The following is a 12,644-nucleotide window of genomic DNA, read 5'->3' on the forward strand; positions in this document are numbered from 1 at the left end:
TGCAGCTTATTAAATTATCGATGCAAAATTCAAAACTAAAATGGATATATCTTGCGATATTATCTTTAGTGTGGGGTAGTTCTTTTATATTAATTAAGAAATCGTTGATAGGTCTCACTCCAATGCAATTGGGTGCCTTGAGAACTTTGTTTGCGGCATTTTTTTTGTTTCTGATAGGCTTTAGGAGCATGAGAACTATCAAAAGGAATGAATGGAAGTGGATTGTGATTTCTGGTTTTTTAGGAACATTTATTCCTGCATTTTTATTTGCCTTTGCAGAAACTGAAATTGATAGTGGTATTGCTTCTGTTCTGAATTCTACAACTCCACTTGTTACCTTAATACTGGGTGTATTGTTATTCTCTATCCGTTTTAATAGAAATCAATTAATAGGAGTTATTGTTGGGTTAATCGGGTGTTTGGCTCTTATATGGGAAGGAGCTTCTGTGAATCCCAACCAAAACTATTGGTATGCTGTTTTAGTGCTTTGCGCTTCTGTTTGCTATGCGATGAATGTAAATATTATAAAACGATATATGCAGAAAATATCTCCAATGGCAATTGCTAACGGTAATTTTATTGTATTGGTAATTCCTTCAATTGTTGTATTGTATTATTCTGAATTTTTTGATAATAAGGTGATAAATAATCCCGAAGTGCATACAAGTTTAATGTATATTTCTATTCTTGCAGTGGTGGGAACTGGAATTGCTAAGGTGTTGTTTAATAAATTAGTTCAGATGAGCAGTCCTGTTTTTGCTACTTCTGTTACTTACACAATTCCTATTGTAGCTTTAATGTGGGGTTTGCTTGATGGCGAAGAGTTTTCTTTTTATCAGGTAATTGCTACTGGTATTATAATCTTAGGAGTATATATCGCTAATCGAAAAAAAGAAAGGCCCATTCATTAGAACGGACCTTTGTAATTATGTGAGTTGTATATAGATTTTATTTAAAATCTTCTTCTGTAACTCCTTCATTAATTTTAATTTCAGAAACATTAAAATCAAACTTCTGAGGACCTGCAGATATTGATATTGTGTGGGGGAATTTGATTCCATTCACTTCTTTATAGTTGCTATATCCAATAGTAGAAGGTATTTTTTGACCTCCTTGTTCTTGAATTACAATATCCTTTATTTTTAATCCCGTTTCTGTATCATAAAAAGAAGTTCTTTTATCACTCATTTTAATTTTATAAGCTTTGCCATTTTCGTATGGTTCCAAACCTTCTAACTTCGCTTCAGTATTTTTAAGTTCTGGGAACGGATATGTTTCCTTTTTTGCATCAGCAATTTGAGCTTCTGTATAGTCAATTTTTTGACCTTGAGCCATTGCATATCCTTTAGCGCCGTCAAACACATTTTTGTTTACAGAATTACCTCCAAATAATATATTGGTAAGTGTCTGATTTTTTGAAGTTACTTTAGATATCATCTGTAGAGTTGCTCCTCCCATAGATGCTTCAGCTGTAGTGAATGTAGATTGTACTTCTGCTAATTTATCTTTACCACCTATAGCATTAAAATAATTATCTAAAACCGACTGGGTAGTAACTCCTTCTGGAGTAGCTGCGTTATAATCTGGTTTTTCGGTTTTATTTCCATATTTATCAAAATATAGAACAGGAATTTTCTTTCCTTCAAAGCTAATTTTTTCTAGGTTTTCTAAAATGTCACTTCCTTTACCAACTAATACGATTCTAGCCTTGTCTAGATTAAAATACTTGTTAGCAATTCTTTTGATATCAGCTTTGCTAACCGCATTGATTTTAGCAATAAAAGTTTCGTAAAAATCTTTTGGAAGATTTTGAGTTTTGATATCAATACTTCTTGCTGCTATTGTTCTGTCATTTTCTGAAGCTAGAATAAAGTTTCCTAAGAATTTTGCTTTTGCATTTTTTAGTACTTCGTCGTCTACATCTTCGGTTCTAATTCTTTTAATTTCTTTTAGAGTTTCTACTACGGCACTGTCTGTAACCATATTTCTCACTTTTGCTGTAGCTCTGAATAAGGTTTTGTAGTTTTTATTTCTTGGTAGTGTAGATCGTCCTCCGTAAGTGTATCCGTGCTCTTCTCTTAGGTTCATGTTTATGTAACTACCAAAAGACCCTCCTAGAACATAGTTAGCAACCAATGCAGCATGATGGTCTTCATCGGCCATCTTTAAGTTAGAAACGTTCATTACAGCCATTTCTGTTTGTACAGCATTAGGCATGTCGATAAAATTGATCTGTCTGTATTGCGCATCTTTTACTTCTGGCATTCCAAAAGAAGGAGCTTTTCCAGCTTTCCAAGAAGTGAAATTCTTCTCTATTAATTCTTTTGCTTTGTCATTATTGATATCACCACTGATTACCATATAGGCATTTGCGGGAACAAAGTTGTTTCTGTAGTATGTTTCTACATCAGCCAAAGTGATATTATTAATCGTTTTTTCTGTAATATATTCTCCAGCAGGGTGATTTTTTCCGTAACCAAGTACACTTCTTACTCGATCAGCAACTGCCTCTGCACTGTTTTCTCCGGACTTGATACCTTCGATAAGTTTTTTCTTTTCAAGATCTAATTCTTCTTGTGTAAAGTTTGGATTTAACGAAGCTTTTGCAAAAAGCTCGATGATACGATCAGAATATTTAGATAACGACTGTGCAAACCCTCCGGATACTCCTACATTAACAAAAGCTCCGAGAAAATCAACCTCTTCATTAAAAGCATCTTTGCTAATAGTTTTAGTTCCTTTGCCCATTATTTGGGATACTATTCCTTCAATTCCTGCTTTATCACCTTCTGCATTTGGTGGATTGTCTAATGATAAGCTTACTGTGATTCTTGGTAATTTCTTGTTTTCTACTACAAGAACCGTAAGCCCGTTACCCATTTTAAATGTATACGGCTCTCCAAGATTTATAACAGGAGTAGGTCCTGATTTTGGCATTTTTGATCGATCTATTTGTGCTTGAGCACTTATTGCGACCAATAAAAATGCTATTATAAAGATTATATTTTTTTTCATTTCTGTATTCATTTATATTATTTGCTTGACTCTGGTAAGTAGTCAAGATTAAGACGTTGGTTTTTATTCAGATATTTCTTAGCAACATTTTGAATGTCTTCTCGCGTAATTGATCTGTAGATTTCAATTTCTTTATTGATAAGACTAGTATCGTCATAAAGCATGTTGTAACGAGCTAATGAATTTGCAATTCCTTCAATACTGGAATTGGAATTCACAAAGTTGTTTTCGAATTGATTCTGAAGTTTTTTAAATTCTCTTTCAGAAATTAGTTCGTTTTGTAACTTTTCGATTTCACTATCCATTTCTGCCAAAAGTTTGTCTAAACTTACATCACCAAGAGGTAGTGCTCCCATTAAGTAGGTTCCATAATCTTCTTGTGCATCAGTAAAGGCAATTACTTGTAATGCCATTTTTTTGTCTTCTACCATATTCTTCTGCATTCTAGAGCTATTTCCTCCTGTCAATATTGTAGAAATGTAGTCTAGTACATATGCGTCTTTCTCAGTCTGCTTAGGTGTTCTGTAAACCAAAACTTTTGCAGGAATTTGAATGTTCGCGTCTTTTTCTACGGCCGTAATTTCTGATGTAATTGGTTCTTCTTCTATGTTGGTTCTTGTTATTTTTTCTCCATTGTTTTTGATGGAGCCAAAATAATCTGAAATCATTTTCTTAGTGTCTTCGATCTGGATATCTCCAGCTACTACTAGTGTTGCGTTATTTGGATTATAGAATTTTTTATTAAAAGCTATAAACTCATCAAGTTTGGCAGCATCAAGATCAGCCATACTACCTATTACAGACTGACCGTAAGGGTGTTTTTTAAATAAATATTTATTTATCCCAGTTTTGTAAATAATCTTACCATAAGGCGCATTATCTATTCGTTGTCTTTTTTCTTCTTTTACAACTTCGTTTTGAGTGTCTACTCCTATTTTATTGATAACCGGATGTAGCATACGTTCGGATTCCATCCATAATCCCAATTCTAGATTGTTAGAAGGTAGTGTTTCATAATAGTATGTTCTATCTTGAGTAGTGTTAGCGTTGTTTCTCCCGCCATTTGCAGAAACGATATCAAACCATTTTCCTCTTTCTATGTTTTCTGTTCCTTCAAATAATAAGTGTTCAAAAAAATGAGCAAAACCAGTTCTTCCTTTTTCTTCATCTTTTGCACCTACATGATACATAACACCTACTGTTACTACAGGTGCTTTATTTTCTTGATGTAGAATTACGTGCAGACCATTATCTAAGTCATATTCCGTAAATTCTACTTCCTGCGCACTTCCGGAAATTGAAATCAAGAGCCCACAAGCAATTGTGTAAAGTTTATTTTTCATTAGTAATAATTTTGTTTATTGAATTTGTGTGCAAAGATCGCATTTTGTTACGATTTTAACGAAAAAGAATTTTAAGGGTCTAAAAGCCTTGTTTTTAATAAATTAACAGTTCTTTAGGTTGGAAAATGACGAATTATCCATAAATTTCTGTTAAATCCAAAATAGTAGAATTATGAAAAAGTCAACAATCCCAGTTAAATATGGTTCTCTAGTAGCAGTAGGACTCATAGCATATTTTTTAATTTTGTCATTATTTGGGGTGCAGACGAACCCAGTTTTTAGTTTGGGTAATGGAATAATCGTGGCCTTCGGGTTATATAAAGCAATGAAAGACTATAAGCTCGAAAAAGGAAGCGAATTTGAATATCAAAAGGGGTTTATGGCTGGATTGTTTACCGGATTTAATGCTACTCTTATATTTACTATTTTCTTTGCAATTTATGTAACTAATATAAATACTAGTTTTCTCCCGGAAATGCTTGCCAATTGGAGTTCTCACTATCATGTAGGTGTTGGTATAGTAGTGTTTGTTGCAGCTATTATGGGTTTTGCAACTACATTTGTATTAACATTGTCTTTTATGCAATTATTAAAAGAAAGTTGGAACATCAAAAAAAGACACAACTCTCCTCCTATAAAAGTCTAAAATATTTGTCAGTTAATTAATTAGGAGTATATTTGCATCCGCTTATTTTAGATAAGCGATAGTTCTTTATATAAAAAAATTAATTAAACGTTACGCTATGTACGCAATTGTAGAGATAGCAGGGCAGCAATTTAAAGTTGCAAAAGACCAAAAAGTTTTTGTTCATCGTTTAGCAGGAGAAGAAGGAGATAAAGTTTCTTTTGACAAAGTACTTCTTACTGCAGATGGAGACAAAGTTACCTTAGGCGCCCCGGCTATAGATGGAGCTCAAGTAGGAGCAAAAATCACAAGACACCTTAGAGGTGATAAAGTTATTGTTTTCAAGAAAAAGAGACGTAAAGGATACCGTGTTAAAAATGGTCACCGTCAATCTCTTACCGAAATCGTAATTGAAAGTATAGTAGCTTCTGGAGCTAAGAAAGCAGCTCCTAAAAAAGAAGCTAAGAAAGCTGCACCAAAAACTGAGAAAAAAGTAGAGGCTAAAGCTGCTGCTCCTAAAAAAGCAGAAGCACCAAAGAAAGCAGCTCCTAAAAAATCAGCTAAAGCAGACGATCTTAAAAAGATTGAAGGTATTGGACCGAAAATCGCTGAAACTCTGAAAGCTAATGGAATTGTAACTTTTGCTGATCTTGCAAAAGCTGATTCAAAGAATATTGCTGAGTTTATTAAAGATGTTCGTGGAAACCACGTTCCTGATACTTGGCCAAAGCAAGCTGAAATGGCTGCTGATGGTAAGTGGGACGAGTTAAAAGAATGGCAAGATAAATTAGACGGCGGGATTGAAAAATAATCACCGTTATTATTAACGATATAAAACCTTAAGAAAATGGCTCATAAAAAAGGAGTTGGTAGTTCTAAGAATGGTAGAGAATCAGAATCGAAACGTTTAGGTGTTAAGATTTATGGAGGACAAGCTGCCATTGCTGGTAACATCATTGTAAGACAAAGAGGTACAGCGCACAAACCAGGTGAGAATGTTTATGCTGGTAAAGACCATACACTACACGCAAGAGTGGACGGTGTGGTAAAATTCACCAAGAAAAAAGATAATAAATCTTATGTTTCTATAGTTCCTTTTGAAGCATAAGAATATTTTCCTTTGTAATAAAGATGAAGCCCTTTTCAAGTTGATTTGAAAAGGGCTTTTTATTTAAATTGTAATTCTTAAATATAAGTTTATGAAGCTACTAATGAATAGAGTTTTATCCTGTTTTGTTTTTTTGTTGATAACTACAGTGGTAGTATCTCAGGAAGTCCCGAAATATGATTATTTAGAAATTATTGTGGTCCAAAAGGCTAATAATAGTGGGAGAGTAAAACGAATAAAAGTTCAAGAACAGAAATCTTTAGAAGGCAAGCAGATTACAATTAAGGAAATAGAAGATTTAGAAGGAACTTCTGATTTGCTATATTATATGAATGCTGCTAATTGGGAATTCATAGATCGCCAATCTGTAGTATCCGAGGAAAATGATCCCGTATGGATGAGCTATATTTTCCGAAAGAGAAGATAAGTAAGGAATAAATAAAAACCCTCACAGAAATGTAAGGGTTTTTATTTAAACTAAAAATTATTTCTAATCTTAGTATCTGTAATGTTCAGGTTTAAATGGTCCCTCAACAGTTACGCCAATATATTCAGCTTGATCGTTACGTAACTCTGTAAGTTCAACACCAATTTTAGCTAAATGTAATTTTGCTACTTTTTCATCTAAGTGTTTTGGTAGCATATACACTTCGTTGTCGTATTTCTCACTGTTTTTCCAAAGCTCAATTTGTGCTAACGTTTGGTTTGTAAAGGAATTACTCATTACAAAACTTGGGTGACCTGTAGCACAACCTAGATTTACTAAACGACCTTCTGCAAGAATGATTACATCATTTCCATTTACATTGTACTTGTCAACTTGAGGCTTAATAGTGTCTTTAGTATGACCGTATTTTTCGTTTAGCCAAGCCATGTCAATTTCGTTATCAAAATGCCCAATATTACATACAATAGCTTTGTCTTTTAAAGCTTCAAAATGATGACCTTGAACGATATCCTTGTTTCCTGTAGTAGTAATTACAATATCGCTATTTCCGATAACAGTTTCTAGTTTCTTTACTTCAAAACCGTCCATGGCAGCTTGTAATGCGCAGATAGGATCTATTTCTGTAACGGTAACAATACTTCCCGCACCTTTAAAAGAAGCAGCAGTACCTTTACCAACATCTCCGTATCCACAAACTGTAACTCGTTTTCCGGCTAGCATAATATCGGTTGCTCTTCTTATTGCATCTACTGCACTTTCTTTACATCCGTATTTGTTGTCAAATTTAGATTTAGTAACAGAGTCATTTACATTGATAGCAGGCATAGTTAAGGTTCCGTTTTTTACTCTTTCGTATAAACGATGAACACCTGTAGTAGTTTCTTCAGATAAACCTTTGATTCCTTTAGCTAATTCAGGATAACGATCTAAAACCATATTTGTTAAATCTCCACCATCATCAAGAATCATATTTAGCGGTTGGCGATCTTCTCCAAAGAATAAAGTTTGCTCAATACACCAGTCAAACTCTTCCTCGTTCATGCCTTTCCAAGCATATACAGGAATTCCTGCATCAGCAATAGCAGCTGCAGCTTGATCTTGTGTAGAAAATATGTTACAAGAACTCCAAGTAACCTCTGCACCAAGAGCTTGTAATGTTTCTATTAACACAGCAGTTTGGATAGTCATATGAAGACACCCTGCGATACGAGAACCTTTAAGAGGTTGTTCGTCTTTATATTCTTCTCTAAGGGACATAAGACCTGGCATCTCAGCTTCTGCTAGTTCGATTTCTTTTCTTCCCCAGGCAGCTAATGAAATGTCTTTAACTTTGTAAGGAACATAAGGTACTGTTTTGGTACTCATAGTATCTGTTTTATGTTTATGAAGTGCAATAATTTTAGTATTTCGCACTAAATTATTCTAAATTCGTCTCCTGAAAATCAAGATACTGATGTCCTGAATTTCAGTTTGCAAAGGTACATAATAACTTTAAGAATTCACATGCCTCTTTACAAAACTATAACAGTAGATGATAGCACTAATATCTTGATTTGGAAGATAGAAGAGTCTTTTGAAACTCTATCTGAAGGAATTAAGTTAACGGATCATTGCCAGAATCGGGTGGATAACATGAAATCGGATATGCATAGAAGAGGGTTTATGAGTGTCCGCCATTTATTAGCAATTTTTGGATATAATGATCACGATTTATATTACGATGATTTTGGAAAACCGCATTTAAAGGATGGAAAGCAGATCTCAATAACCCATTCTTATGAATATGCGGGGATTATTATAAGTGATAAACTTGTAGGGATCGATATCGAAAAGCAGCGTGAAAAAATCCTTAGGATTGCTCATAAGTTTGTAGAGTCTGAACAAGATTTTGTAGATCAACAAGATGAAAAAACGAGAGTGCTTACCGTTATTTGGGGGGCAAAAGAATCTTTATATAAATTATATGGTACAGCAGGATTAAGTTTTGAGCAAAATGTACATATCATGCCATTTGATCTTACAATGCCTTTTACTGCAGGTAGTATTCATCATAATGATAAAATTAGTCATTATGAGATAACTTTTATGGAATTTGATGGTTTTACCTGTGTGTACGCTTTGCCTTATGTCTGAATATGATAAACAAGAATTTTGAAAATTTTATAAGATGCAAATATCAATAGAATTAACACTTACCCCTCTACAAAATGATTTCGAAGAACACATAATTAGATTCATAAAAAGATTGAGAAATTCAAAATTTAAAGTAATAGAAAACCCATTAAGTACACAAGTATACGGCACGTATGATGAAGTAATGTCTTTTTTAACTTTAGAAATCAAAAAGGCTTTCGGAGACATGGAGCACGTTTTGGTTTATATGAAAATGGTAAAGAGTAACAGGAGCGATTATGAGCCAAGTTTTTGATTTTCTTTTCGGTCAATATTCTGAATATTCTACACTTGATATTTCTTTAGAAGTTATTGCGGTGCTATTTGGAATAGCTAGTGTCTTTTTTGCTTGGATGAATAAAATATGGGTGTATCCTACAGGTATTATAAGTACTTCTATTTATGTGTATTTACTTTTAAAATGGTCTTTGTTAGGTGATATGATGATCAATGCATATTATTTTGTAATGAGTATATATGGTTGGTATATATGGACAAAGAAAATAGATGAAACACATACAACTCCCATTTCTAGAACAACTTCTACAGAAAAGAGGATAGAGTTTCTGATTTTTGTTGGAACATTAGTTTTTGTATATGTTATTTACAGAATATTTGATAAATGGAATGATTGGACGGCATATGTTGATACATTAACAACAGCTATATTCTTTGTGGGAATGTGGTTGATGGCGAGAAGGAAAATAGAGAATTGGATTTTTTGGATTATCGGAGATATTATTTCTATCCCTTTGTATTTTTATAAAGGATTTACTTTTACTAGTTTTCAGTATATCATCTTTACATTTATGGCAATTCAAGGATATTTAGCATGGAAGAAAAGTTTAGACAAGAATTTAGCGACTGTATAAGAGTTGTATTATTTGGCCCTGAATCAACGGGTAAAACTACTTTGTCTAGACAATTAGCAAATCATTATAATGTTTCCTGGGTCCCAGAATATATGAGAATATATCTTCAAGATAAATGGAATAGACTTAAAGAAGTTTGTGTTTATGAAGATTTGATTCCAATTGCTGCTGGACAAATGAAGTTAGAAAATCAAATGATTAAAAAAGAAGATCCAATAATCTTTTGTGACACAAATCTTTTGGAGATTAAAGTCTATTCTGAAGCTTATTATGATGGATCAGTTCCAGAAATTATAGAGAAATTTTCGCTAGAAAACACATATGATTTGTATCTTTTAACTTATATTGACACTCCCTGGGTTCCGGATGATTTAAGGGATAAGCCGGATCAGAGAGAAGAGATGTTTTTGAATTTCAAAGAATCTTTAGAAGAAAATAATTGTAATTATGTTACATTAAAAGGAGATTCAGATACTCGTTTTAAGAAAGCAAAAGTTATCATTGACCAATTAATAAAAGAAGCAAAGTGAATATTACAGATAAGGATATTAAACTCATAAGATCAAAAGAATTAACTGTAGAAAAAGTGTTGTCTCAAATAGAGACATTTAAGAACGAAATTCCTTTTGTAGCGTTGAGAAGTGCTGCTAGTTTAGATAATGGAATTTTGAAGTTCTCCGAACATTATCAATCTGAGTTAACTAAATTGTATGAGTCAAGATCAGCAGATTTAAACACGACTAAATTTGTTCCTGCTTCCGGAGCTGCAACCAGAATGTTTAAAGAGTTGTTTAAGTTCTTAGATAACTATGAATATCAAAAAGAAAGTCTCAATTCATATACGAATCATGAGAAGGCTAATGCGATACGACTTTTTTTAATTGGGTTAGAAAAATTTCCTTTTTATGATATTGTAATGCAAAAAGTAAAAAGCTCTTATCCTAATTTCACATCGCTCTCAGAAGGAAGACAGCTTCATATTTTTGTAGAAATGATGTTAAAAGAAAAAGGATTAAATTTTGGAGCCTATCCCAAAGGATTGCTGCCATTTCATAAGTATACGAATAGTATATCAACGTCTTTTGAGGAGCATCTGTTTGAAGCTGCAGGATATAATAAAAATATAAAAGGAGACTCTAAACTACATTTTACAATCTCTAAAGAACATCTAGATGCATTTAAAGATGAATTTGAAAGAATAAAGAAAAAGGTAGAAGCCGAGACTAATACAAATTTTATAATTACATATTCTTTTCAGAAATCAGAAACCGATACGATAGCGGTGGATGAAAATAATGAGCCATTTAGAAAAGAAGATGGTTCGTTGCTATTTAGACCAGGCGGACATGGCGCGTTAATCGAAAATTTAAACGATTTAGATTCTGATATTATATATATCAAAAATATTGATAATGTAGTAGTCCGAAAATATCAAGATGAGGTATCCGGATATAAAAAGGTGTTGGCTGGTAAGTTAATTGAGATTCAAGATGAGTCATTTAGAATATTAAATGCGATTGATAAAAAAGCACCTACTGAAGCGGAATTAAAAGATATTAAGAAATTTTTGGTAGAGCAACTTAATGTGAGACTGCCTCTAGATTTTGATAAGTTCTCGGAAAACTACAAACTTGAATTTTTAAAGGAATCATTAGATCGACCTATTAGAGTTTGCGGTATGGTGATTAATGAAGGAGAACCAGGAGGAGGTCCTTTTTGGGTTAAAAAAGAAAATGGAAGGTTGGTCTTACAGATTATCGAAACACCACAAATAAATTCTGAGGATAATAGGCAGCAGGATATTTTAAAAAGTGCTACCCATTTTAACCCGGTAGATTTGGTTTGTGGAGTTCGAGATTATAAAGGAATTAAATTTAATTTGTTGGATTTTGTAGATCCAGACGCCGGATTTATAACAACAAAATCTCTTAACGGGGAGGTTTTGAAAGCATTGGAGTTACCAGGATTATGGAATGGAGCTATGGCAAATTGGATTAGTGTTTTTGTAGAAGTTCCTCTTACTACTTTTAACCCTGTTAAAACAGTGAATGATTTATTAAAGTCAGCGCATCAGGTAAAACTTTTTTCGTGAACATACCAGTAATTATTAGTGAGCTAAAGTTTAAAGCAGTGAGAAGTTCTGGTGCTGGAGGTCAGCACGTAAATAAAGTATCTTCTAAGGTTGAGCTTTCTTTTAATATATCAGACTCTAAAGGAATGACTGATGAAGAAAAATTACGGATCTCTCAAAAGCTAGTTTCAAGAATTACTAAATCGGATGATTTAATTTTATATTGTGGAGATACTAGAAGCCAACATAAAAATAAAGAACTAGTAATTAGCAGGTTTTTAGATATCCTAAAAGCTGGTCTGCATATTCCTAAGCCAAGAAAGCGCTCTAGGCCATCAAAATCTTCTATTAAAAAACGATTGGAAAATAAAAAAAGACAAGGATTGAAAAAATCTAATCGTAAAAAACCTTTATTGTAACAGCATCAACACTAATACCGTGTAAAATTTCTACACTTTTGTGTGGATTTTACAAATTTCTACAGTTTTTAATTTTCTTTAAAAACAGTTAAATATCTTAAAATCAGGTATTTAGTTTAATTTATTCATTTGTTTATTTTTTGGAACAATTATTCCTAGTTATAAAAGAGTAAGACCAGTTTTTACAATAATAACAAAATGAAAAATTTAAAAATGATCATCGCGATAGTAGTAAGCATTATATCAGCACAAGGAGTGATAGCTCAGGATGAGTTGGCTGAAAATGACGGATGGGAATTTATGGATTATGAATATGAAGTACAGGAGTATGCAGAAATTGAAATTGTAGAATTACCAATGTCAATTCAAGATGCTGCTGCGAGAGATTTTGAAAACTTACGTATATACAAAGCCTACATGTCTAAGGATAATACTTATAAAATTGTTCTTAAAGGTAAAGATAACTACACTAAAGTTGTATTTGCTAGCGCTAATGGCGAATGGATAAAGCCAGACGACAAATCTTAAATCTAGGGGTAGAAAAGGATATCGTTTTGCAACCAAAAGACGA

The 12,644-nt window shown here is 33.0% G+C and carries 15 protein-coding genes; 12 read left to right on the forward strand and 3 right to left on the reverse strand.

Annotation, left to right across the window (positions count from 1 at the left end):
- Positions 1-20 precede the first annotated feature (20 nt).
- A complete protein-coding gene (locus BMY33_RS06955; protein ID WP_091406990.1) occupies positions 21-911 on the forward strand; it encodes a DMT family transporter in 891 nt (296 codons plus the stop codon).
- A 37-nt stretch (positions 912-948) separates the two neighbouring features.
- Here BMY33_RS06955 and BMY33_RS06960 read toward each other — a convergent pair whose 3' ends face one another.
- Together BMY33_RS06960 and BMY33_RS06965 are read right to left on the reverse strand one after the other, a co-directional pair.
- Complete coding sequence (locus BMY33_RS06960) at positions 949-3,015, reverse strand: M16 family metallopeptidase (RefSeq protein ID WP_091407222.1); 2,067 nt, start codon at positions 3,013-3,015, stop codon at positions 949-951.
- Between the two features lie 17 nt (positions 3,016-3,032).
- Complete coding sequence (locus BMY33_RS06965) at positions 3,033-4,358, reverse strand: M16 family metallopeptidase (RefSeq protein WP_091406991.1); 1,326 nt, start codon at positions 4,356-4,358, stop codon at positions 3,033-3,035.
- Between the two features lie 172 nt (positions 4,359-4,530).
- On the opposite strand from BMY33_RS06965, the gene BMY33_RS06970 reads away from it, so the two are divergent.
- The 4 genes from BMY33_RS06970 (at position 4,531) to BMY33_RS06985 (ending at position 6,518) form a co-directional block, all read left to right on the forward strand.
- On the forward strand, positions 4,531-5,004 hold the full coding sequence (locus tag BMY33_RS06970) for a DUF4199 domain-containing protein (protein WP_091406993.1): 474 nt from the start codon (positions 4,531-4,533) through the stop codon (positions 5,002-5,004).
- Positions 5,005-5,101: 97 nt separating this feature from the next.
- Positions 5,102-5,794 carry a 50S ribosomal protein L21 gene (gene rplU, locus BMY33_RS06975; protein ID WP_091406995.1) on the forward strand — a complete coding sequence of 231 codons (693 nt, stop codon included), beginning with the start codon at positions 5,102-5,104 and terminating at the stop codon, positions 5,792-5,794.
- A 36-nt stretch (positions 5,795-5,830) separates the two neighbouring features.
- Positions 5,831-6,091, forward strand: a complete 261-nt coding sequence (rpmA, locus tag BMY33_RS06980; RefSeq protein ID WP_091406997.1) for a 50S ribosomal protein L27 — start codon at positions 5,831-5,833, stop codon at positions 6,089-6,091.
- Between the two features lie 91 nt (positions 6,092-6,182).
- The gene (locus BMY33_RS06985) at positions 6,183-6,518 is read left to right on the forward strand and encodes a hypothetical protein (RefSeq protein ID WP_091406999.1); all 336 of its coding nucleotides are present in this window, start codon (positions 6,183-6,185) and stop codon (positions 6,516-6,518) included.
- 69 nt (positions 6,519-6,587) lie between these two features.
- On the opposite strand, the gene ahcY is transcribed toward BMY33_RS06985, so the two are convergent.
- The gene (gene ahcY, locus BMY33_RS06990) at positions 6,588-7,904 is read right to left on the reverse strand and encodes an adenosylhomocysteinase (protein ID WP_091407001.1); all 1,317 of its coding nucleotides are present in this window, start codon (positions 7,902-7,904) and stop codon (positions 6,588-6,590) included.
- A 138-nt stretch (positions 7,905-8,042) separates the two neighbouring features.
- On the opposite strand from ahcY, the gene BMY33_RS06995 reads away from it, so the two are divergent.
- From BMY33_RS06995 to BMY33_RS07025, 7 genes are all read left to right on the forward strand, one after another.
- A complete protein-coding gene (locus BMY33_RS06995) occupies positions 8,043-8,672 on the forward strand; it encodes a 4'-phosphopantetheinyl transferase family protein (RefSeq protein WP_091407002.1) in 630 nt (209 codons plus the stop codon).
- A gap of 34 nt (positions 8,673-8,706) precedes the next feature.
- Positions 8,707-8,967 (forward strand): YkoF family thiamine/hydroxymethylpyrimidine-binding protein, encoded by a 261-nt coding sequence (locus tag BMY33_RS07000; RefSeq protein WP_091407004.1) that lies wholly within the window; start codon positions 8,707-8,709, stop codon positions 8,965-8,967.
- Positions 8,951-9,583, forward strand: coding sequence for a nicotinamide riboside transporter PnuC (pnuC, locus tag BMY33_RS07005; RefSeq protein WP_091407005.1), 633 nt, complete (start codon positions 8,951-8,953; stop codon positions 9,581-9,583). Before BMY33_RS07000 ends, pnuC begins: the two co-directional genes overlap by 17 nt.
- Complete coding sequence (locus BMY33_RS07010; RefSeq protein WP_091407006.1) at positions 9,544-10,113, forward strand: AAA family ATPase; 570 nt, start codon at positions 9,544-9,546, stop codon at positions 10,111-10,113. Before pnuC ends, BMY33_RS07010 begins: the two co-directional genes overlap by 40 nt.
- Positions 10,110-11,675 (forward strand): DUF4301 family protein, encoded by a 1,566-nt coding sequence (locus BMY33_RS07015; RefSeq protein WP_091407008.1) that lies wholly within the window; start codon positions 10,110-10,112, stop codon positions 11,673-11,675. Before BMY33_RS07010 ends, BMY33_RS07015 begins: the two co-directional genes overlap by 4 nt.
- A complete protein-coding gene (gene arfB / locus BMY33_RS07020; RefSeq protein ID WP_091407009.1) occupies positions 11,672-12,073 on the forward strand; it encodes an alternative ribosome rescue aminoacyl-tRNA hydrolase ArfB in 402 nt (133 codons plus the stop codon). Before BMY33_RS07015 ends, arfB begins: the two co-directional genes overlap by 4 nt.
- Before the next feature lie 198 nt (positions 12,074-12,271).
- Positions 12,272-12,601: a hypothetical protein gene (locus BMY33_RS07025; protein WP_139195605.1), complete on the forward strand. Its 330-nt coding sequence runs from the start codon at positions 12,272-12,274 to the stop codon at positions 12,599-12,601.
- Positions 12,602-12,644: the final 43 nt, after the last annotated feature.

This window comes from Aquimarina amphilecti (assembly GCF_900109375.1).
GTDB classification, from domain to species: Bacteria; Bacteroidota; Bacteroidia; order Flavobacteriales; family Flavobacteriaceae; genus Aquimarina; species Aquimarina amphilecti.